At 62.7% G+C, this 22,530-nt stretch carries 17 protein-coding genes; 1 reads left to right on the top strand and 16 read right to left on the bottom strand.

Annotation, left to right across the window (positions count from 1 at the left end; translation table 11 throughout):
• Positions 1–28 precede the first annotated feature (28 nt).
• The 10 genes from NKH29_RS08210 to NKH29_RS08255 form a co-directional block, all read right to left on the bottom strand.
• Positions 29–1,366 (bottom strand): extracellular solute-binding protein, encoded by a 1,338-nt coding sequence (locus tag NKH29_RS08210; RefSeq protein WP_023716964.1) that lies wholly within the window; start codon positions 1,364–1,366, stop codon positions 29–31.
• A gap of 61 nt (positions 1,367–1,427) precedes the next feature.
• A complete protein-coding gene (locus NKH29_RS08215) occupies positions 1,428–2,087 on the bottom strand; it encodes a GntR family transcriptional regulator (RefSeq protein WP_023716963.1) in 660 nt (219 codons plus the stop codon).
• Positions 2,088–2,126: 39 nt separating this feature from the next.
• Complete coding sequence (locus NKH29_RS08220) at positions 2,127–3,011, bottom strand: dihydrodipicolinate synthase family protein (RefSeq protein ID WP_023716962.1); 885 nt, start codon at positions 3,009–3,011, stop codon at positions 2,127–2,129.
• Between the two features lie 202 nt (positions 3,012–3,213).
• The gene (locus tag NKH29_RS08225) at positions 3,214–5,010 is read right to left on the bottom strand and encodes an ABC transporter ATP-binding protein (RefSeq protein WP_023716960.1); all 1,797 of its coding nucleotides are present in this window, start codon (positions 5,008–5,010) and stop codon (positions 3,214–3,216) included.
• Positions 5,007–5,951 (bottom strand): acetamidase/formamidase family protein, encoded by a 945-nt coding sequence (locus tag NKH29_RS08230; protein WP_023716959.1) that lies wholly within the window; start codon positions 5,949–5,951, stop codon positions 5,007–5,009. The genes NKH29_RS08225 and NKH29_RS08230 overlap by 4 nt, the downstream gene beginning before the upstream one ends.
• Positions 5,941–7,584, bottom strand: coding sequence for an ABC transporter substrate-binding protein (locus tag NKH29_RS08235; protein ID WP_352999362.1), 1,644 nt, complete (start codon positions 7,582–7,584; stop codon positions 5,941–5,943). Before NKH29_RS08235 ends, NKH29_RS08230 begins: the two co-directional genes overlap by 11 nt.
• Before the next feature lie 32 nt (positions 7,585–7,616).
• Positions 7,617–8,537: an ABC transporter permease gene (locus tag NKH29_RS08240; protein ID WP_352483693.1), complete on the bottom strand. Its 921-nt coding sequence runs from the start codon at positions 8,535–8,537 to the stop codon at positions 7,617–7,619.
• A complete protein-coding gene (locus NKH29_RS08245; protein ID WP_352716749.1) occupies positions 8,534–9,400 on the bottom strand; it encodes an ABC transporter permease in 867 nt (288 codons plus the stop codon). Before NKH29_RS08245 ends, NKH29_RS08240 begins: the two co-directional genes overlap by 4 nt.
• Before the next feature lie 19 nt (positions 9,401–9,419).
• On the bottom strand, positions 9,420–10,022 hold the full coding sequence (locus NKH29_RS08250) for an ANTAR domain-containing response regulator (protein ID WP_023716955.1): 603 nt from the start codon (positions 10,020–10,022) through the stop codon (positions 9,420–9,422).
• Complete coding sequence (locus tag NKH29_RS08255) at positions 10,019–11,146, bottom strand: transporter substrate-binding protein (RefSeq protein WP_023716954.1); 1,128 nt, start codon at positions 11,144–11,146, stop codon at positions 10,019–10,021. The genes NKH29_RS08250 and NKH29_RS08255 overlap by 4 nt, the downstream gene beginning before the upstream one ends.
• 517 nt (positions 11,147–11,663) lie before the next feature.
• Between NKH29_RS08255 and NKH29_RS08260 the strand changes: the two genes are divergently transcribed.
• Positions 11,664–12,779 (top strand): hypothetical protein, encoded by a 1,116-nt coding sequence (locus NKH29_RS08260; protein WP_352483695.1) that lies wholly within the window; start codon positions 11,664–11,666, stop codon positions 12,777–12,779.
• A gap of 54 nt (positions 12,780–12,833) precedes the next feature.
• Here NKH29_RS08260 and nadE read toward each other — a convergent pair whose 3' ends face one another.
• The 6 genes from nadE to smc form a co-directional block, all read right to left on the bottom strand.
• A complete protein-coding gene (gene nadE / locus NKH29_RS08265) occupies positions 12,834–13,841 on the bottom strand; it encodes an NAD(+) synthase (protein ID WP_352483696.1) in 1,008 nt (335 codons plus the stop codon).
• Positions 13,838–15,385, bottom strand: a complete 1,548-nt coding sequence (locus NKH29_RS08270) for a class I adenylate-forming enzyme family protein (RefSeq protein ID WP_352483697.1) — start codon at positions 15,383–15,385, stop codon at positions 13,838–13,840. The genes nadE and NKH29_RS08270 overlap by 4 nt, the downstream gene beginning before the upstream one ends.
• Before the next feature lie 22 nt (positions 15,386–15,407).
• Positions 15,408–15,671, bottom strand: a complete 264-nt coding sequence (locus NKH29_RS08275) for an acyl carrier protein (RefSeq protein ID WP_156948004.1) — start codon at positions 15,669–15,671, stop codon at positions 15,408–15,410.
• A gap of 19 nt (positions 15,672–15,690) precedes the next feature.
• The gene (gene asnB / locus NKH29_RS08280) at positions 15,691–17,628 is read right to left on the bottom strand and encodes an asparagine synthase (glutamine-hydrolyzing) (RefSeq protein WP_352999363.1); all 1,938 of its coding nucleotides are present in this window, start codon (positions 17,626–17,628) and stop codon (positions 15,691–15,693) included.
• A 292-nt stretch (positions 17,629–17,920) separates the two neighbouring features.
• Complete coding sequence (locus NKH29_RS08285; protein WP_352814242.1) at positions 17,921–18,892, bottom strand: NAD-dependent epimerase/dehydratase family protein; 972 nt, start codon at positions 18,890–18,892, stop codon at positions 17,921–17,923.
• A 109-nt stretch (positions 18,893–19,001) separates the two neighbouring features.
• Positions 19,002–22,460, bottom strand: coding sequence for a chromosome segregation protein SMC (gene smc, locus NKH29_RS08290; protein ID WP_352999364.1), 3,459 nt, complete (start codon positions 22,458–22,460; stop codon positions 19,002–19,004).
• Between the last annotated feature and the right edge of the window lie 70 nt (positions 22,461–22,530).

Below are 22,530 nucleotides of genomic sequence, written 5' to 3' on the forward strand. Positions count from 1 at the left end.
CCGGTCTGTTCTGGGGTGGTGGCCGACATCAGCCCTGCTCGCTCCTGTCGAGAACCGGCTGGAACTGCTCGGTGGCCTTCTTCAGCTCGGCGGCGGGATCGGCGCCGGCAATCATGTTGGTCAGCGCCACGCCATAGATGTCGCGGAATTCGGTGACGGGAATGATGACCGGCAGCGCCAGCCGGCTGATATTGCCTGAGCCGATCACGGCATCAAGCCAGCTTGCCGGCATAGTGACGCCTTCGCGCACCTTGGGATCCTCCAGCACGGATTTGCGGAACGGAACGCCGGCGCCGGCCTGCAACAGCCTCGCGCCCATGGCTGGCGATACCGCCCACTGGCAGAACAGATAGGCGGCCTCCTTCTTCTCGCTGGCGGCGGTAACGCCAATCCCGTCGCCAAAGGTGCCCGAGGCATGCGCCTTGGGACCCTTGGGCATGACGCCGTAGCCGACCTTGCCGACCACCCTCGATTTTTCCGGGTTTTCCATCGGCGGGGCAAAACCCACGCCGTCGAGCCACATGCCGATCTTGCCTTGCAGGAAGGCAGACTGTGCTTCGGCCCAATTGAACCCGGTGACGCCCGGAGGGGCGGACTTGGTCATCAATCTTTGATAGAGCGCGGCAGCCTCGATCGCCTCGGGAGCCTCGGTGCGCAGCTTGCCCTTGTCGTCGAGCGGCGTCATGTCGTAGCCGAGCATCAGCGATGTCCACACCGGCGTATTTGCGTTCTTGAGCCCGCGGGCGACGAAGCCGTATGTATTGGTCGACGGGTCGGTCAGCGCTTCGGCGGCGGCCACCAGTTGCTCGAAGGTCTCGGGATATTTGAGGCCCTTGGCCTCGAACAGCTCCTTGTTCCAATAGAGTATCCAGTAGTCCACCGAGAAGGGTAGCGAGCGCAGCACGCCCTGGCCGTCCTTGGCAAACAGCATGCCGGCCTCGGCGAAGTCGCTTTCGACCAACCCCGGGTCGGTGAGCGACGGGTCGGCGAGGTAGCCGGCGATGTCAGCCAGCCAGCCACCTTTCTCGAACTGGCGCTTTTGCACGTGGTAGCTCAGATGCACGACGTCGAAGCTGGGCTTGCCCGAGCTCAATTCGATCACCGTCTTCTGGCGCTGCTGCTGCTCGGGCGTGGCCTCGGCATTGACCTTGATGCCGGTCAGTTCCTCGAACTCGGCGAGATATTTCAGGATGGTGTCGCTGCGCGGGCTTTTCACCAGATTGACGTCAAGCGTCGTCCCGGCAAAGCGTTTCCAGTCGACGCCTGCGGCAAAGCTAGGGCGGAGCCCCACAAGGCCGGCGGCGGTGAGCGCCGCGGTTCCGGCAAGGAGTTGCCTCCTGGTTGGGTTGAACAGATTGGACGACATTTCTTCCTCCCGGTTGCTGTCGTTGTGGATGCGCCGCGAACCGCGGCGCGGCTATATTTCCTCAGATCTGGAGCGCCAGCCGGCGCGCATTGTCGATATGCAGACTGATCGCTTCAACCGCCTTTTGCGAATTGCGGCTCTCCATGGCTTCGATGACCGCCAAATGTTCGCGCATCACCGGCACCACGCGACCGTCGATGCGGAAACGCTCCTGGTGGATCAGCCGGATTTTCACCGAGTTGACCAGATAGGCCTTGGCGATGATCTCGTTGCCCAGCGCATTGATAAAGGTATCGTGCATGGCCCAGTCGATGGTCTGGGCCTTGGCTTCCATTTCCGGCGTCGGCGCCTGCCCCAGAGCTTGAGCCAGCATCTCCTCGTGTTCGCGCCGCATGCGGGCAAGTTCGGCATCTGAAGCGCTGGCCGTGAATAGCGCCACCGCCTCGCGTTCCATGAATAGCCGAAACTGAAAGGCCTCGCGGATCAGATTGATGTCGATGTGCGCGATTTGCATGCCGCGCTGCGGGATGGTGGTCAGCAATCCCTCGGCCTCGAGACGCGGGACGATCTCGCGAATAGCGCCCAGCGGCAGCCCGGTGAAAGCGACCAGTTCGCGCTGTGACACGAACTGCCCCGGCCGCAGATCACGGGCCAGCAAATGCCGCGTGAAGCTGGCATAGGCTTTCTCCCGGAGAGTGATCGGTTCGCTGCCGTCTTCCACTTCAGCTCGCTTCCTTGTCGGCCAGCCCGGCCTTGTCGGTCAGGCCGCCTCTGTCGCAAACAGCCTGTCGTAGGCCGCGGCAAGCTGCCGCCGTCCTTGTGGGCCGATCGCCTCCAGGGGCGGGCGGACCGCCAGCCAGCGCTCGTCGCCGGTCGTGCGCGCGACCATGACCTTCACCGCCGGTGTGACCGGGTATTTGAGCAATTCGAGCACGAAGTCCTCGACGCGTGGGTCGTCGCGGCCGTCTTCGACCATTGCGAGGATTTCGCCGGTAACAAAATTAGCCATGCCGGAAATCGCACCCTGTCCGCCGCGGCGCACGCTTCTCGCCAGATGCCGTTCGTCGCCGATCAGGATCACCAGATCGCCATGCGCTTCAAGCAGCGCCTCACTGTAGCTCCAGTCCCCGCCGGAATCCTTCACCCCGGCCACCACAGCGGGAAAGGCGGCGCGCAACCGGCCGATCAGCCCAAGCGGGAGCGGCACCATGGTGACAGAGGGGATGTTATAGAGGAGCACATCACGCGCCAGCGGGCCGAGTGCGGCGAAGACGGCGGAAAACCATCCGAACAGCCCGTTCTCGCCGACATTCTTGAAGTAGCTCGGCGGAGCGAGCAGAATGTTGCGAACGCCGCGCTGCAAAGCGTGCCGAGCCTGATCGGCGGCATCTTCGATTGCATCGACCAGCACGCCGGCGACGAGCTGATGTGCCGGTATACCGGCCGCCAACATGGCTTCGGTGACGATCCGCCGCTCGTCGGTGCCCACCGAGGCTCCTTCCCCGGTGGTGCCGAACAGCGTCGCGCTGCTGCAGCCGGCGCCAAGGCAGGCTCGGGCGTGCGCGATCATCGGCGCGAGCGCTATCTGCCCCGACGGGTCGAAGGGTGTGGCTAAGGCAACCGAAAGACCAAAGCGGGAAGCCAATGCGATCTCCGTTGAAATCAATGTGCACGTAGCGTTAGCACGCTAACATGTCAGATGTAAACTGGCGATCTTGCCAACTCGGCATCGCCGATTGGCGCTGCCGCGGCAGCGCCATCACCGATCACATCCTGCCGCCCGAGCATCACATATGCTGCTGTCCCCGAGCGTCTGCGGATTGGCTGGACGAGGCGGCCTAAGCTGATCAAGTGGCGACGAGGTGGCCGTCGCCAACATCTTCAAGCTTGAGTTTCCGGGGCTCGTCACCGATGCGCCGCACAGCGCTTGGAATTTCGCTGTCCAAACGGGCGAACCGGGCGCGGCGCCGGCCTGGATCGGGAACCGGAACGGCTTCGATCAGCCGCTTTGTGTAAGGATGGCGCGGGTTGGAGAAGATCTGGTCGCGGGTGCCCATCTCGACGATCTGCCCCAGATACATTACCGCCACGCGATCGGAGATGTTCTCTACCACCGCCATGTCGTGCGAGATGAAGAGATATGCGACGCCGAATTCGCGCTGCAGTTCCTTCAGCAATCTTAACACGCGCGCCTGCACCGACACATCGAGAGCAGAGACGCTCTCGTCGGCAATGATCAGCTTTGGTCGCAGCGCCAGCGCCCGTGCAACGCAGATTCGCTGGCGCTGCCCGCCGGAGAATTCGTGGGGATAGCGCTCCATCTGGTCAGCGGAGAGGCCGACGCGTTCGAACAGTGCGGCGATCTGGGCGTGCCGTTGCTCTTTGTCGCCGAGGCCGTGGATCAGCAGAGGCTCGGCGACGAGATCGCCTACTCGCATGCGCGGGTCGAGGGACGCGAAGGGATCCTGAAAGATCATCTGCACATTGCGGCGTACAGCCTTGCGCTCCTTGCGGCTGAGCGCCGACAAGTCGTGGCTGCCGATTGAAATGCTGCCGGTGTAGGGCACCAGCCCGGCGATCGCCTTGGCCGTCGTCGACTTGCCGCAGCCCGATTCGCCGACCAGCGACAGCGTTTCGTGCGGCGCGATCGAGAAACTGACGCCCTCGACCGCGTGCACCCTGCGGTCAACGCGACCGAAGAAGCCGCCGCGCAGGTCGAAGCGGACGTGAAGATCGCTGACGGATACAAGCTCGGCCGGCATGTGGGCGGCGTCTTGTCGGTCTTCGGCCGGCCGTCCACCGCCGATGCGTGGCACGGCGGCCAGAAGCTCGCGCGTATAATCTGCCTGCGGGCGGGTGAAGATGTCGGTCGCGCTGCCCTGCTCGACCATCCGGCCATCGCGCATGATGATAACGCGGTCCGCCATCTCGGCGACGACACCCATGTCGTGCGTGATCAGGATAACGCTGGTGCCGTGCTCGCGCTGCAGGTCACGCAGCAACTCCAGCACCTCGCCCTGAACGGTGACGTCGAGGGCGGTCGTCGGTTCATCGGCGATCAGCACATCCGGGTTCAGGGCCAGAGCCATGGCAATCATCACACGCTGGCGCATGCCGCCTGAGAGTTCGTGCGGATAGTGCTCGAGCCGCCGTTCGGCATCCGGAATTCGGACTGCCTTCAGCGCCTCGAGCGCCCTCAGCCGCGAGTTGGAGCGCGACAGCGAGGCGTGTGCCTCGATCGCCTCCGTGAGCTGCCGGCCGATGGAAAGAACCGGATTGAGCGATGTCATCGGTTCCTGAAAGATCATGGCAATGCGGTCGCCGCGGATGCGGCGCATACCACTCTCGCTAAGAGCCGCGAGATCCTGATCGCCGAGCCGGATGGAGCCTGATCTGATGCGTGCCGCCGGCTGCGGCAGCAAGCCCATGATGGCCAGCGCCGTCATCGACTTGCCGGAACCGGACTCGCCGGCGATGCAAAGCGTTTCGCCGCGCATCAGGTCGAATGTCAGGTCGGAAACGACGTCGCGGTCGCCCTCTTCGCCGCGCACGGCGACGCTCAGACCTGAGACGCTGAGTACCGGCCTGACAGAGCCACTCTCCGCGGCGGCCTGCCCGGATCGTTTGATGTCCTCCACCTTCATTCAAAGACGCAGCGGGGGAAGTAGAAAGAAACCACCCAGTTGGGCATGTCGACGATCTCGCTGATGCGCAGGTCGCCGCAAACCGACACGAGCATATAGGCGTCTACCGGATCCATGCGGTAGCGGCCGGAGAGCAGGTCGATCATCTGCGAGACGGCGCTCCTGGCGCCGTCCATCAGATCCGGCCCGATACCGGTTGTCACCTCATAGCCCTTGGCGTCGAGATGTCGCGACACCGGACCGGGCGTCGTGAAACGCGGCGTCCGCAGCCGGGCATCCTTGACCAGATCGAGCGTCAGCACGGCGTCCATGGGGCTCTCGATCGCCGTGCCGCAGACCTCGCCGTCGCCTTGCGCGGCGTGCGTGTCACCGACCGAGAACAACGCTCCCGCGACCTCTACGGGCAGGTAGAGCACCGTGCCGGCAGCGAGATCACGGATGTCCATATTGCCGCCCACGCGCCGCGGCGGGACCACCGAATGCAGACCCGGCTCAGCCGGGGCATTGCCGATGGTGCCGGCGAAGGGCTTGAGCGGCACCCGGCCGCTCTTGCCGAACAGCGCGGGTTCGAGCGAGGCGGCGTCGTACTTCCAGATATTCAGTGCCGGTTGAGTGAAGTCATCCGCCAACAGACCGAATCCCGGGATATTCGCTGTCCAACCGAAGCCGGACGGCTTGAACGCCTCGATGGTGATTTTCAGGGCATCGCCGGGCTCTGCCCCGTCGACATAGATTGGCCCAGTGACCGGGTTCACCTTGGCAAAATCGAGCAAAGCAACGTCGTCAACGGTGCTCTCCATCGTCAGCTGCCCGCCGGACGAGTCCAGGCACTGGAACTCGATCGTCGACCCTGGCGCCACCCGTTCGGCCGGGACAAAGGAATTGTCCCAGCCGAAATGATGGTGGCGCCCGTGGATGGTGTAGTCGCAGTTATTGCACATCGGTCACATACACATTGTCGTAGTTGATCGGGATGTGGACCGGGTCGACATAGAGGTTGTCCGCGCCACCCATGCGGGTTGATTTCATGGTGAAACGCTGCTCGTTGAACACCGGTGCCCAGGGCGCGTCGTCCATGATCTTGCCGTAGATCTCGCTCCACATCTTGGCGCGTTCGCCAGCCTTGGCCGGGTCGACGATCGAGTCGGCTTCGGCCGCCTTGGCGTCGAGCTCCTTGTTGCAATACCACGACCAGTTCCAGCCGCCCGGGACGGCACCAGCGCAGCCGAGGATCGGGCCGTAGAAGTTCGACGGATCGGGGAAGTCGGCGATCCAGGCCATGCCGCCGGACCAGATCATCGGCGCACCGGCCTTGTCGCCGCCGGCGGCGATGACGTTGGCCTGCGCGAGCGACTGGATGCTGGCCTTAATGCCGACCGCCGCCAGATCCTGCTGGATGGCCTGCGCGATACGCGGGTTGGGATCGGTATTCATTGCAAACAGCTGCGTGTCAAAACCACCGGGATGCCCCGCCTCGGCAAGCAAGGCCTTGGCCTTGGCTACGTCATAGGGATAGCCCTTGAATTCTTTGTCGTAGCCAGGCATCGACGGCGGCAATGGCTGATTGGCCGGCACCGCACGGTTGTTGATCAGCTGGACGATGCGGTCCTTGTTGATCGCCATGTTGACCGCCTGCCGCACCTTCAGATTGTCGAACGGCGCCATGGTGGTATTCATGGTGATATAGCCGGTGTGCAACTGGCCGCCCTCGACGACACGGGCCTTCTGCTCGGGATCGGCCATCACCTCCTGGAATTTCGCCGGCGGAATGCCGTCGCCGGGAACGTCGATCTCGCCTTTCTGGAGCCGCAGCAGCGCCACGATCGGCTCCTGACCGATCTCAAAGGTGATCTTGTCGAGATGCGGCAGGCCCTTGTGCCAGTAATCCGGGTTACGCTCGAAGACCACGCGCTGGCCGAGCGTCCATTCCGCGAGCTTGAAGGCGCCGGTGCCGACCGGATGTTTGCCGAAGTCCGCGCCGTATTTTTCGACCTCTTCCTTCGGCACGACATGCGAGAAGTTGATCGCCATGACATGCAGGAAGGTGGCGTCGGGCCGGGTCAGCTCGAACTTGATCGTGTAGGGATCGACGACGGTTATGCCGGCCAGGCTTTCCGCCTTGCCGGCAGCGACATCGTCATAGCCTTTGATCGACCCGAAGAAGCCGGCACCAGGGCTCTGTGTCTTTGGATTGGTGACCCGGTCGAGCGAATATTTCACGTCGTCGGCGGTCATCTCACGGCCATTGTGGAACTTCACTCCTTGGCGCAGCTTGAAGGTGAAGGTCTTGCCGTCGGGCGCAATCTCGTAGCTCTCGGCAAGGTCGGGCCGCAGGTTGGTGGTGCCCGGCTCGTAGTCCATCAGCCCGTCGAACAGGCTCTTGATCATCGACCAGTTCTGCCAGTCATAGCCGATGGCCGGATCGAGCGTAGCGACGTCGTCCTTGTAGGTAATGGTGATCGCGCCGCCCTGCTTGGCATTCGGATCGACGGCGTCTTCGGCGCGTACGCTCGTCATGCCAAGCACCAGCGCAAGCGCCGATGCCGCCACGGTCGATATCAGATATTTTCTCATGTCATGTTCCCTTTCTCTGGTGTTCTTGGTTTTCATCTGAGCTTGATGCGTGGATCGATGAACGGTGCGACAGTGTCGGCCAGGAGATTGCCGAGCACGATGGCAAAGGCCGAAACCAGGGTGACCCCCATGATGATCGGAATGTCGATGCGCTGAATGGCCTGCCAGGCTAGCTGGCCGATGCCTGGCCAGCCGAACACGCTTTCGACAACCACGATGCCGCCCATGAAGATGCCGATGTCGATGCCGATCATGGCAATGACCGGCAGGATGGCGTTGGGCAGCGCGTGCCGGAAGATAATGGCGCTGCGTGCAAGACCCTTGGCACGCGCGGTACGCACGTAATCCTGGCGCAGCACGTCGATCATCGACGAGCGCATCATGCGGGCGTACCAGCCTGCGCCGAGAATTCCCATGGTCAGCGATGGCAGCACCAGATGGCGCCAGGTGCCGTAACCGCCGATCGGGAACCAGCCGAGCCGCACCGCGAATACATAAAGCAGCAGCAGGCCCACGACGAATTGCGGCGCCGAAACGCCGACGAAGGAGGCGACCATCAGCGACTGGTCGGTGGCGGTGCCACGCTTGACGGCGGCGATGAGGCCCATCGTCAGCCCGATCACGACTTCGCAAGCAATGGCGCCGACCATCAGCAGCAGGCTTGCCGGCAGACGCGAGACGATAAGCTCCGTGACCTCCGAGCGCTGAATGTAGGAGCGCCCCAGATCGCCGCTGAGCAGGCTGATCAGATAGTGCCAATACTGGACGACAAAGGGCTGGTCGAGGCCGAGCTGCCGGCGGATGTTCTCGACCGTCTCGGGCGTGGCGCTGCGGCCGGCGATCTGGCGGACGGGATCGGCGGGCAGCAGATAGAGCAGCGCAAAGGTGATCAGAGAGACGCCGAGCAAGATGAGCACGGCCTGGACAACGCGGCGGCCGAGATAGGCGATCATGCCCGCCCCCTTTGCGTCGGATCGAGGATGTCGCGCAGCGCATCGCCGACCAGGTTAAAGGCCAACGCCAGCGCCAGGATCGCCGCACCCGGAAAGAAAACCAGCCAGGGCGCTGCCTGGAAATAGGTCTGGTTTTCGAAGATGATGTTGCCCCAGGAAGCAGTCGGCGGTTGCACGCCGATACCGAGATAGCTGAGCGTCGCTTCCAGAAGCACAGTGGTCGAGATGCCGAGCGTGCCCCAGACGATGATCGTCGGCAAAAGGTGCGGCAGGATATGACGAAACAGGATGCGTGGGGCGCTTGCGCCGATGGTGCGCTCGGCATCGATGAACTCGCGCTCGGCGAGCGAACTTGTCTCGGTGTAGATGACGCGGGCGGTCTGCACCCAGTTCACCAATGCGATCACCATAGCGACGATCCACAGGCTCGGCTGGAGCACCGCCGCCAGGCAGATGGCGAGCAGCAGCGCCGGGAAAGCCATCATCAAATCGGTGAAGCGCATAAGCGCGCTGCCGATCCAGCCGCGGAAATAGCCGGCCGTGATGCCGACCAGCGTGCCGATCAGAAGCGCCACGCCATTGGCGACGATGCCGATGATCAGCGACGTGCGCGCGCCGAAGAGAAGACGGGTCAGCAGGTCGCGGCCAAGCAGGTCGGTGCCTAGCCAGAATTGGGCTCCCGGCGGCAGTGGCGCGCCTTCAAGCGTGAGCCCGTCAAACATCTGCTCGTTCGGATCGTAGCCTGTCAGCCACGGTGCAAGAATGGCGCCGGCCAAGACAAGGGCAATAATCCCGAGGCCGAGCAATGCGAGAGGCCGTTTTAGCAGACGTCGCCAGACGCCGGCGCGAGGCTTGGCTGGCATACGCCCCGCGGCTGAAAGCTCAGGCGCGATCGGATTGGTCATCGTCGCCTTCTTCTTGTGTCATCGCCACGATCCTGCGCGCGGCGTCCTCGACGCTGATTTGCCAGCTCATCGCCAGCGAGCGAAGCTGCGCATAGGCACGGCCGTCCTCGGCGCCCTTCGACAAGACCTCCACCGCGCGTACGATGGTCTGGCGCTCCGCGACCCGCTGACGAAGCGAGGCGATCTCGCTGGCCAGAAGCTTGCGCGCCTCGAAACTCTGCCTTGCGATCAAAAGCGCGCTATAGACGCCGGCGTTGCCGACCGGTTTCAGCAATTGGGCATCGGCCTTGTGCGACAGTGCCCATTCGACACGCCCCGGCGCCTCGGAGCCGATCAGCGCTATCAGCGGCATCGGTGCCTCGCCCGGCTTCCACGGAAATTGCTCGTCAAAGCCGAGGTCTACGTCGAAGAAAACGAAGTCCGCCGCCAAGGCTTCGGCCGGCAGTTCCGGCCAGAAGCCAATCGCCTCAAGGCCGATGGCCGACAATTGCCTTGTGATCGCCTGCACGGTCGGATGTGGACGATGCAGGACAAAAGCCCTGGCGCCTCCAAGGTTCGGGATACGCGCCATCTTGCTCACGACACCACCCGCAGGCGTGGCCGCCCGAACGTCTCCGTCCGGTCATAGCGGGAAAGGTAGGGATCGGGTGCCACGCCCTTCGTCAGCGTGACCGTTTTGAACGATGTCCCATCGATACGTCCGATCTGCACCGGCAAGGTAGCGTGCTGGGTTTGCGGATCGATGGCGATGTCGCCCAGCGGTGTTCGAAATGATGTTCCGGCAAAGACCTTGGGCAGGTCCGTCCATTGTGCACCGGGGTTGCGGGTGAGGATCTCGGCGAGCGTGCGCACCGAGGCATAAGCCGCCGCCTCGAAGGATGAGGCAGGCATGACGGAAGACACTGAAGCCGCTCCGCGATCCGCCCCCGAGGTGTCGTGAAAATAGGGCCCAACGGAAAGATGACCATCCCCTGCCCCGTTGAGCGCCGGCAATTCGCATTCCGTGAGATTGCAGGACAGGATCGGGCAACGCTCCGGCCTGAAATGCGGGTCGCGCCGGCCAAGCTCGGCATAGGCGGCGATAAACGCATAGGAAGAAGGGCCGATGAGATTGTTCAGAATGAAATCAGGTCTCGTCGCCTGTACCTCCGCGATCAGCCTCGCAACATCGACCTCGCCAAGCGGCAGATAGCGTTCGCCCAGCACCTTGCCGCCGGCGTCCGCAATCAGGTCGCGCGCCACACGGTTGGTCTCCCAACCCCAGATGTAGTTGGAACCGAGCAGGAAGCCGTCGGCGCCGAAACGAGGCACGACATAGGCAAGTAGCGGTACCAGATGCTGATTGGGGCAGGCGTGGGTGTAGACGACATGCTCATTGGCTTCGAAGCCCTCGTACGGGCAGGCATACCACAGCGTGCCGCCTGCCCTTTCCAGGATTGGAATGACCTCCTTGCGGCTCCACGAGGTGACGCAGCCAATGATGTGACGCGCGCCGCTGTTGGCGAGAATGTCCGCGCAGCCGCTTGCATACCGATCGATGTTGCCCTGCGGGTCGCGCTCGACCGGGATGAATTCGAAGGGGACAACGGGATCGGCGTTGACGTCGGCGATGGCGTTCATCGCGCCCGCACGGCAGGATTCGGACACCAGCCGGTAGTTGCCGGACCGCGAATAGAGAATGCCGATCTCGATATGCCGTTTCAAGCAAAGCCTCAAAATGACAATGCCCCGCAGCCACCGCCGCAAGGCGAGGCATACGAGGCATTCTTGCCGCCCGGCGGCCAGAGCCGGTATTTGTCTCACCGTATTACGCCCGCGCCCCCAGTCAAGAGCCGCCACACGAAACTTTGGCCAGCCGAAACGGTTCGACGCGGAGCACGCAACTCATGCCGCTGGTCGTGTAGAGTCCGCCGGGAACCAAAATTACTGATGTCCAGGTATGAGGCCGGACAACCTGGTTCGCTACCATTCAAAGCAACGACTTTAATATCGGTTTACCTGAATCTGCTAGCAGCAATGACGCCGGTTTTCGTCGGTCAAGCAAAGGGTCCACCTTGCCGCAGCAATTCAGCACTCCGTTCAGTCACCGGGGCGACCGCAACTGGTCGAGGTTGCACGGCTTCATGGGCGTCGAGTTGGAACTCGCGTCCGATGTTCTCGTGCCTCGTGTCGCCTTGGCCCGGAAGCTCGGCGGACGGGACTTCGGTGCCGGGAGCCGGGCTTGAGCATCATTCGCGCCTTGCAAGGCGCCGACCTCCCGGCAGTCGCGGACATGTTTCAGCGCGTGCTGCTGAAGGAAGGGACGAAAGCGCCGGCCTCTCTCGTCGAATACATGAGACGGTTTTATCTGGATGCGCCCGGTTGCGGCGGCGACCTCCGGTCGCTTGTCCATGTCAACGACGCCGGTCGCGTCTCCGGATTTGTCGGTGTCCACGTGCTGCCGATGACGTTCAACGGCCGACAACTACGCGCCGCCATCTGTAGCTCGCTCATGGTCGAGGACCATGAGCACGATCCGCTGGCCGGCGCCCGCTTGCTGAAAGCATACCTTGATGGTCCGCAGGACATCTCCTTCAGCGAGACGGCCAACGATATCTCCGTGAAATTGTGGACCCGGCTGCGCGGCGCGGTCCTGCCGCAATACAGCCTTGACTGGGTCCGCGTGATGCGCCCCGCGGCCTTCATGCTCAGCCTTTCCGCCAATCGCCTGACGCTTGCCCGAATGCTCAATCCGTTGGCGCGTGCCGTCGACCGATTTTATTGCAGGAGGATGACGCCCAGCGAACGACGCTGGTCAGGTGTGGCGGTGGAAGGGGCAGGCCACGGAGCATTTCGGATATCCGAAATCGACAGCCACACATTTGCCAAGCTCATCGAGCCGTTTACCGCTCAATTCGCCCTGCGCCCGGATTGGACGGAAGGCCAACTCGACCACATCCTGACCGATGCGGCACAGAAGCCGGATTTAGGCGAGCTTGTCTTCGGTTGCGTGACATCGCCAGTCGGCAACAATGTCGGCGCTTTCGCCTATTACGCACGGAAGTATCAAATTGGTCGCGTGCTGCAGATCCTCGCCCTCCCCGGCCAGGCGGGCTCGGTGATAGACTGCCTTATCGATCATGCCGCCGCGCGCGGCGTCAGCGGCCTGCGCGGACGTGTTCAACCTGCACTTCTGGAGGCGATGCTTGGACGACGCATCGCTTTCCTGACCGTTGCCTCAACGGTGGTGCATTCACGTGATCCAGAGCTGTTGGACGCCATGAAGAACTCGCAAGTCTTCCTGAACGGTCTTGCGGGCGAGCAGTGGAGCCGGCTGATCGGGAGCCGTTTCAGCTAGAGTCGGGACACGTTCAAATCGAACCGTCCATCCGTGGCCCGGTTTCGAGGCGGTTCAGGTGCCGATTTCCTCGACTTCATCAACGAGTTGCGGACGCTGGTGCAGATAACGCGTCGCCTTGCGTTTGGCGATGATATCGGCCCAGACGCGTTCCACTTGTGAGGCGGCCAACCCCGCCGCCTGCCCCACCAGCTCAGCCGCCACGCCGTTGTTGAGGCCGTAAAGGCAAATATCCATACGGTCATAAGGAAGCGAGAAGTAGAACTCCTCCTGGGTCTGCGCCAGCGAGTAGGTATCGGTGGTCGGCGGCCGGTTCCGGATTTCCTCCGGAACACCGAGATGGGCCGCCAGCGCATAGACCTGCGTTTTATAGAGGTGCGCGATCGGCTTGACGTCCGCTGCGCCGTCACCGTTCTTCACGAAGAAACCCTGATCGTATTCCAGCCGGTTCGGCGTTCCAAGGACGGCGAAGTTCAAGCGGTCGGCGTGATAGTATTCGATCTGCTTGCGGGTGCGCTGTTTCATGTTGGTGGCGGCGACGATACCAAGATAGACAGGCAACGGCATTCTCAGTTTCGTCTGCTTGCCTTCCGGATCCTGCACCACCAGGGATGAGATATTGTAGCCCTTGCCCTCGAGGGCGTTCGCGATCACGATCTTCGAGGCCCAGCCTTCGGCGTATTCCGGGACCAATTCGCGGATAAAGGCGTCGCGACGCTGGTAGCAGCCCATCGCGCTCAGGGTCGGCCCGATATCCTCTACGATAGCCTCGACGCCAAAAGTTTCGGCGACGAGGCGGCCGAGCCGCAGACTTTCGGGATCGGAATCGCTTTCCGGCATGAACAGGCAAAGCACATTCCGCGGTCCGACGGCTCGCGCGGCCAACGCGACCGACACGCTCGAATCGATCCCGCCCGAAAGACCGAGCACAAGGCCCCGCTTGCGAAACCCGCGCAACTGCTGACGCAAAGCCGTTACGACACGGTCCGTTTCGGCGGCCAGGTCGATCGCCAGAGCCTGCGCCAGAAAGGTCCGCGCGTCCTTGGCGGGGCGAACATTCATTGAGCGGCCTCCATGGTTTCTGCCGCAAGCCGACGACTGACCTTGCCGGTATCGGTCTTCGGCAGTTCCCGGCGGAACTCGATGACCCTGGGGACCATAAAGTCCTCAAGGTGGCGTGCACAATGACGAATGATATCCTTTTCGCTAAGCGCCGGGTCGGACCGTACGATGAGTGCACCGATCGCATGCCCGAGCACGGGATCCGGCACACCGACAACCACTGCTTCCGCGATGCCCGGATGCGCGTGAAGCACGGCTTCCACTTCCTTGGGCGCGACTTTCTCCCCCCGCGACTTTATGATGTCGTCCTTGCGGCCGACGAAATAAAGAAAGCCTTCCTCATCGGCCCGGAACAGATCGCCGGTGTAGAGAACCATCTCCCAAGGATTCGGACCTGGGCGAAGGGCTTGTGCCGTCGCAGCTTCGTTTCGCCAATAACCCTGCATGACGTGCGGCCCGCGAATGACCAACTCACCTGCTACGCCCGGCGGCACTCGTTGCCCGTAGTCGTCGACGACAAAGGCCTCGGTGTTCGGAATGGCTATCCCGACCGACCCCGGCCGGTGGTCGAGTTCCTCGGGGGGCAGATAGGTGCAGCGCTTGCATTCCGTCAGGCCATACATCGAATAGAGCCTGACATCGGGGAAAAGAAACCGCAGGCGTTCTATGTGAGCCGGCGGCAAGGCAGCCGCCGTGTTGGAAATATAGCGAAGGCTGGGCAGGAAGCCCGGCGCCAGGTCACGCATCTGCAGGATCATCGCTGCCATCGTGGGCACGAGCGGAAGACCGGTGACGCCTTCCTGGCGGATACGTTCAAAGACCGCCTGGGGAAAAGCGAAGGACTTCTCGAGCACGAGCGTGGCGCCGAGCCTGACAGCCATCAGCAACTGATAGAGCCCGTAGTCGAAAGCCAGGGGCAGAACATTCAAGATGATGTCGTCCGGCGAATTGCGCAGATAGGTGGTGATTGAGTCGGCCGCCGCGTCGCAATTGCGGTGCGTCATCATCACGCCCTTGGGCCGGCCGGTCGAGCCCGAGGTGTAGATCAACATCGCAAGATCGACGTCAATGCCGCGGTGGTCAATCTCCCTGGCTTGGAACGTCAAGCAATCCGCCAGGGATGTGGCGCCTGCCGGGCATTGGTTATCCGCACCAAGGGTGGAAGCCACGAAGATGCCGGTCTTGCCGGAGGATCCGGACGCCTCGGCGACCAAGGGCATCAGTTTTGCTTGCGTAAGGATCGCAGCTGCGTCGCAATCGGCGATGATGTAGGCAAGCTTTTCGGCCTTGGTAGATGCGTTGATCGGACTGAAAGTCGCGCCTGCCTTAAGAACTGCGAAAATCGAAACCGCAGCCTCCCAGCAATTGTCCATGAAGATCAGGACGCGGTCGTCGCGCCTGACGCCATTCGTGAAAAGGGCGGCGGCCAGGCGGCTTGAGAGATCGTCCAGCTCTTCGTAACACAGCCTTTTGTGCTCGGTGATCAATGCCGTTTTGGCTGGATGGGCAGCGGCCTTGGCAGCCAGAAAATGTTCGATCCGCACGGACGCTCCTCGCCAATTGCGCCTACGCTGCCAGCGCTTCTGCTTTCGCCTTGATGAAGGCGGAGATACGGTCAATCGAATCCAGATTGGCCGGTACGATGTCGGTATCGACCATCGCGATGCCGAAATCATCCTCAATGAAAGCTACGAGTTCCAGCACGGCCGTCGAGTCGATGATGTCGTTCTCGATCAGTGATGCCGTGTCTGCAAGCTCGTAGGACGAGTCGCCGAACAGGAAGTTGTCGACGATAAAGGTTTTGACCTTGTCCTTGATTGTTACCATGATGTTTTCTTCCCTCGATTTCTCAGGCCGCTCGTGCTGTACCGACCTTTTGGCCGGTGAAAATCTTCTGCCACAGTTGGGTCGACAAAATGCCGACGAAGGCAGCATTGTCGCGGAACCCGGACGCTGGCTGCAAGCGGCATTTCTCGTGCAGGTTCGCCACCGCCTTGGCGTTGAATAGTCCTCCGGCGGCGATGCTCGCCTCGCTGAGCGAGTCGCGCACGTAGTCCAGTTCTCCGGCTCCAACGAAGGAGCGGGCTTCCGGCGCCCGGTAAGGCTGTTTGGTGCGCTCCCCGATGGCCGTCGGGAGCAAGTGCTTGGCAACTTTGCGCAGTATGTGTTTTTCCACCAGCCCCTTCAGCTTCATTTCCGGCGGAAGTCTTGCTGCAAACTCCACCAAACGATGATCGAGGAAGGGGAAACGCCCTTCAATACCGTGCGCCATGGCCATCCGGTCGCCCTGGCTCGAGAGGATGTAGCCCGGCAGGAGAAAGCGGGTTTCGAGATATTGCCCCTGATGTAGCGGATGCCACCGGGAAAACGCCTCAGGCAACCGGCTGGCCAGTTCCTCGGCTGCGTCATAGCCCTTCAATGTCGCGCGCAGGTCACCGGAAAAGAACATCTTCGCCGCTGATGTGGTCTTGAAACGCGGCCGATGCGAGAATAGGGGATCGTCCAGGGCAGCGCTGCCGGTGCCGAAGAACGCAGCCAGGTACTCCACGGACTGCTGTTGCAGCCCCGGCAGATAGGGATAAAGCTTGCGGAACAGCTGTGGCCTGATGCGCGATGCCGGCTGTCGTCCGCAGAAACGGCGAACCCGCGCTTCCTTGAAGACATCATAGCCGGCAAAGACCTCGTCGGCGCCTTCGCCTGTCAGCACCACTTTCAAACCGGCCTGGCGAACGAGGCCGGACAGTTGATAGAGGGGGGCGGGGGCGGTACGGATGATCGGCCGTTCGGCAAAGCGGATGACTTCGGGAAACACACCGGCGATATCGCCCGCACGGCAGGCGATGGTTCGATGATAGGTGCCAAGCGCCAACGCCATTTCGGTCTGGAAGGCGCTTTCGTCATGCTCGGCGCTGTCGAACGTCACGGAAAATGTCTGCAGCTTAAGAGGAGTCATGCCGGCCGCGATTGCCGAAACGAGGGATGAATCGAGCCCGCCCGAAAGGTAAGAACCGACCGGAACGTCGGCGCGCATGCGAAGCCTCACCGCGGCGGTCAAAAGGGCCTGCAGTTCTTCGGCCGCATCGTCCTCATTGCTGATTTTTGATGGCGCGTCGAGATACGGGTAGTCTAGGTGCCAATATGGTTTGACCGTGACTTGCCCCTGTGTCGCGATCATCACGCTTCCCGGCTCCAGCTCGTGGATGTTGCGGAAAGCCGTGCGTGGAGCGATCGGCGCCCACAGCGTAAAGATCTGGTCGAGTGCGATCGGATCGATTTCGGCCGAGACGCCGGGCACCTTCAGCAGGGCTTTTATCTCCGACGCAAAGTAGAGCACCCCGTCCCTGCTGGTGTAGAACAGCGGCCGAACACCCATGCGGTCTCTTGCAAGCACCATCCGCCGACGCCGATTATCCCATATCGCGAAGGCGAAATCACCGTTCAGGAGCGACAGGCAGTCTTCGCCCATCTCGTCATACAGCTGCAGGAGAACTTCTGTGTCGCTCGACGTGCGGAAGCGTCGGCCCTTGGCCAGCAGTCCTTCGCGCAATTCCACGTAATTGAAAATCTCGCCGTTGAACGCAATCGTCAAATTGCCGGTCTCGTCGGACATCGGTTGCTGGCCATCACCAATCCCGATCACCGACAGCCGCGCATGCCCAAGTCCAGCTTCGGGCGCTACGAATTTCCCTCGTTCATCCGGCCCGCGATGGGCGATCGCAGACGTCATGCGCGCAAGCAAAGCTTCCGCATCCCGGACTGAACCGAAATAGCCCCCGAATCCGCACATCTACACAGCTCATACTGAACAGCAAGCCACAGAACATAGCGTTCATAAGCGCCTCAAAGGTTAATCGGATACTTTTCAGCGAGCATGTGGTTAACAGGATGTTAGGACAGTATGATGCTTTTTGCAGTCCGACTTGTACCCACTCCAGGTCACGCTTGACGGTGAGCTACTGTCGCACGAGCACCATGGGCCAGGTTCTTCAAAGCTTCGCGCCGGATCAGTTGCGGATTGGGCCGAATGCCAGTGATACCGGTTCGCATCGAGATAGCGATGTCACGGCGAGCAGTGCAAATTACTGCTTCGAGTACGGCCGGTACCAATCGACAAACTTCTTCAGCCCGTCCTCTATCGAAACGCTAGGCCTGAAGCCGAAATCCCGCTCCAGCGCGGTCATGTCGGCATAAGTCTTCTCGACGTCGCTCGCCTGCATCGGCTCGTTGTGGCGGATTGCCTTGACCTCGAGCAATCTTTCCAGAATGTCGATGAAGTCGCCCAGCCGCACCGGCCGGTTGTTGCCGACATTGTAAAGCCTGTTCGGCGGAACGTCAGCCGCCGGCGGCTTGTCGAGCACAGCGACAACCGCCTTCACAACATCGTCTATGTAGGTGAAATCGCGCCACATTTCGCCATTGTTGAAGACCCGGATCGGATTGCCCTCGAGCATCGCCTTGCTGAACATCCAATAGGCCATGTCGGGGCGGCCCCAGGGACCATAGACCGTGAAAAACCGCAGGCCGGTCTGCGGTATGCCGAACAGATGGGCGTAGGTGTGGCTCATCAGTTCATCGGTTTTCTTGGTGGCGGCGTAAAGCGAGACGGGCTTGTCGACCTGATCGGCCTCGCTGAACGGCACGCTGCGGTTGCCGCCATAGACCGAGCTCGACGAGGCATAGACCAGATGCTCGAATGCCGGTTCGGCGCGACAGAATTCGAGCACTTCGAGGTGGCCCATGACATTGGAACGGATATAGAGCCGTGGATTGTCGAGTGAGTGACGCACGCCGGCCTGCGCTGCGAGATGCACGATCCTGACGATGCCTTTCCCGGCCAAAGCGGCCGCAAGCGCGCCCTGTTCGGCAATATCGATCTGGTGGAACGAAAAATCCTTACGGGGCAGAAGGCGGGCAAGCCGCCCCTTTTTGAGCGCCAGGTCGTAATAGTCGTTCATGTTGTCGACGCCGACGACCGCTTCTCCCCGGTTGAGCAGATGGTGGCAAACATGACTGCCAATGAACCCCGCGGCTCCGGTGACAAGTATAGGCAACAAGCTTCTCCACGCGCACAGCCGGGCGGGTATCTGGAGAGGCAGATCCAGCCCATTTCGTCGTGCTATAGTCGAAAGCCGAGGTGGAGACCACCACTAAGCTGATGCTTCAGCTTGCCTCGCGCATGGCTTCGGCAGCCTGCAGGTCGACCGACACCAGTTGGCTGACGCCTTGCTCGGCCATGGTTACCCCGAACAGCCGGTCCATGCGCGCCATGGTGATCGGGTTGTGTGTGATGATGACGAAGCGCGTTTCGGTGGTTGCGGCCATTTCGTCCATCAGATTGCAGAAGCGTTCGACATTGTGGTCGTCGAGCGGGGCGTCGACTTCGTCGAGCACGCAGATCGGCGCCGGGTTGGTCAGGAACACGGCGAAGATCAGCGACATCGCCGTCAATGCCTGCTCACCGCCGGACAGCAGCGTCATCGTTTGCGGTTTCTTGCCGGGCGGGCGCGCCAGGATCTCGAGCCCGGCTTCGAGCGGATCGTCGGACTCGATCAGTTGCAGCTCGGCGGTGCCGCCGCCGAACAAATGCGAAAACAGCCGCTGAAAATGGCCGTTGACCACCTCGAAGGCGGCGAGCAGCCGCTCGCGGCCTTCGCGGTTCAGGCTGTGGATCGCCTGCCGCAGCTTGCGGATCGCCTCGATGATGTCGTCGCGCTCGGAGACGATGGTCTCCAGCCGGTCCGACAGTTCCTTCTGCTCTTCCTCGGCGCGCAAATTGACAGCGCCCAACCGTTCGCGCTCGACCTTCAGCCGGTCGAGCTGACGCTCGATCTCGGCCATTTCGGGCATCGGGCTGTCGGGTTCGAGGCCAGTGTGGCGGATCACCAGATGCGGCGGCGTGTTCAGCGTTTCCTGGATGCGCGCCTCGACTTCCAGCCGCCGCTCGTCGGCAGCGGTCAGCCGCTCTTCGGCGCGAACACGCGTTTCGCGCGCTTCGGCGAGCGACTGGATGGCAGCGGTCGCAGCCTTGTCCAGCTCGGACTGCCGGTTCTCCGCTTCCTGCAAGCGGTCACCTGCAGCTTTTCGCAGGCTTTCGGCCTCGGCGAGTTGCGACAGCAGGGCGCGCCGTTTGGCGTCGATCTCGTCGGGTGCGTCGGCCAGTTGCTCGCGCTCGGCCTCAGCCTCTGCCTTGCGTTCGCCGAGTGCCGCGATCTGCGTCGAGGCGTTTTCGGCGCGCTCCACCCAGTTGCGCCGTTCCGCGCCGATCGCGTCGAGCCGGCGCGTACGTGCCTCGGCTTCTCGCCTCAGGCCCTCGTGAACGGCACGCGCATCGGCAAGGGCGGCGCGGTCGCGGGCGACGTTGGCCGCCAACTGCTCGAGCTGCAGTTGCAGATCGCCGAGATCGGGAGCGTCTTGCAGCAGCATTTCCGCCTCGACGAATGCTGCCGCCGTCTCCTCATGGCTGTCGACGATACGCGCGCGCGCCTCGTCAAGTGCTGCACGCCGGCTCGACAGTTCGCCGCCGGCTTTTTCGGCCTCAGCCAGCGTATTGCGGGCAGCATCCAGCCCATGCTGGGCGTCGCGCCCGGCCTGTCGGGCATTGCGTTCGGCCTCGCTCGCCTGGGCAAGCGCCTGTTCGGCCTGCGCAAGCGCCTGTTCGGCTTCGCGCAGGATGCGCGTGGCATGAACCGCTTCGGCATCGAGTTCGGCCAGCCGGTTTTTCTGCGCCAGCCGCTGCGCGGCGGCGGTCGGCGCATCGGCGCTGGCGGTGAAGCCATCCCAACGCCAGAGCGCGCCTTCGCGGCTGACCAATCGTTGACCGGGAGCAAGCAGCGTCTGCAACTTTCTTCCGTCGGCGGCATCGACAATGCCGATCTGGGCCAGCCGGCGGGCCAGTTGCGCCGGCGCGCGCACCACGCTAGCGAGGCTCTTTATGCGTTCCGGCAAAGCGACATCGCCGGGCTGGATTTCGCTCTGGCCCCAATGCACAGGCGCGCTACGATCAAGCGGCACGTCGAGATCTTCGCCAAGCGCGGCACCCAGCGCCGTCTCGTAGCCACGCTCGACGCTGATCTGCTCCAGCACCGAGGGAAACAAATCGCCGCTCGCGGCGTTCAGGATCTTGGCGAGCGTGCGGGCCTCGGTTTCGATCCGCGCCAGTTCGGCCTTTGCGTCCTGAACCGGTGGGCGGGCGGCACTTTCGCTTGCGCGTGCCTCGGCGACCGCCTGTTCCGTGGCAATCGCGGCTCGTTCGGCCCCTTCGAGCAGCGCCTGCGCCTGTTCGACCAGCAGCCGCTTCTCGGCGGGGTCGGGCAGGCCGGCGACCCTGGAGACGATCTCCGACAGTTCGCGGTCGACATCAGCAAGCTGGCGGGCAAAGCGGTCGCGGCGCTCAGCGGTATCGCGCAGCGTCCGTTCAATCTGGTTGCGCGAGGCGGCCGCCTCCGCCCGTTCGGCGGTCAGCGAGGCCAGCTTGGCCTCGCTCGAAGCAAGCGTCGATGCCGCCTGCTCGAAAGCCGCGCGGGTGCTGGCCTCGCGCTCGGCGGCGCCGGCGTTTTCGACATTGAGCGCGGCTTCTTCGGCGGCGAGGCGTTCGAGGATATCCGCATTGTCGCGGACCATGTGCTCCTCGCGGGCAAGGTCGCCATCGAGCTGTTGCAGTCGGCGGTCGAGCTCAGCCTGGCGGGCGCGGATGCGGCCTGCTTCTTCCTCGATCTGTGCCTTAGCGATCGACAGACGCTGGAAGGCGGCGGCGGCGGCGGCTTCCGCATCGCGCAGGTCCGGCAGCCGGTGGGCGTTGATACCTTGTTCCCTGGCGGCAGCCATCTGGGCGGCAGCACGGTCGCCGACCAGCGCGGTGGCAATCGCCAGCGCCGAACGCGCTTCGCCTTCCTGCGTCTTGGCCAGCGTCCAACGCAGATGCAGCAGCGTCGCTTCGGCCTTGCGGATGTCGGCCGACAGGTTCTTGAAGCGCGAGGCCTGGCGGGCCTGGCGTTTCAGGCTTTCGATCTGGCTTTCCAGCTCGCCGACGACGTCGTCCAGCCGTTCGAGGTTCTGTTCGGCCGCCTTCAGCCGCAGCTCGGCTTCGTGGCGCCGTGTGTGCAGGCCGGAAATGCCGGCCGCCTCTTCCAGCAGTGCGCGGCGCGCCTGCGGCTTTGCCTGGATCAGCTCGCCGATGCGGCCCTGGCCAACCATCGAGGGCGAGCGGGCGCCGGTCGACTGGTCGGCGAACAGCAGCTGGACATCCTTGGCACGGGCTTCCTTGCCATTGATGCGGTAGAGCGAGCCGGCCTCGCGCTCGATGCGGCGCGAGACCTGCAACTCATCGGCGTCGTTGAAGGCAGACGGCGCAGTCCGGTCGCTATTGTCGAGGAACAGCGTGACTTCGGCGGTGTTGCGGGCCGGACGCGTTCCCGAGCCGGAAAAGATGACATCGTCCATGCCGGACGCACGCATGTTCTTGTAAGAGCTTTCGCCCATAACCCAGCGTAGCGCCTCGACCAGGTTCGACTTGCCGCAGCCGTTCGGCCCGACGATGCCGGTCAGGCCGCGTTCGATGACGAACTCGCCGGGTTCGACGAAGGATTTGAAGCCGAGGAGGCGAAGGCGCGAGAACTTCATTCGCGCCGACCCATAGCCAAGTTTCGCAAAACTGTTCCGCGGTTTTGCAAGGAGAACCAGCGGCAAGACA

Source organism: Mesorhizobium sp. M1295 (assembly GCF_040318135.1).
Lineage (GTDB): Bacteria > Pseudomonadota > Alphaproteobacteria > Rhizobiales > Rhizobiaceae > Mesorhizobium.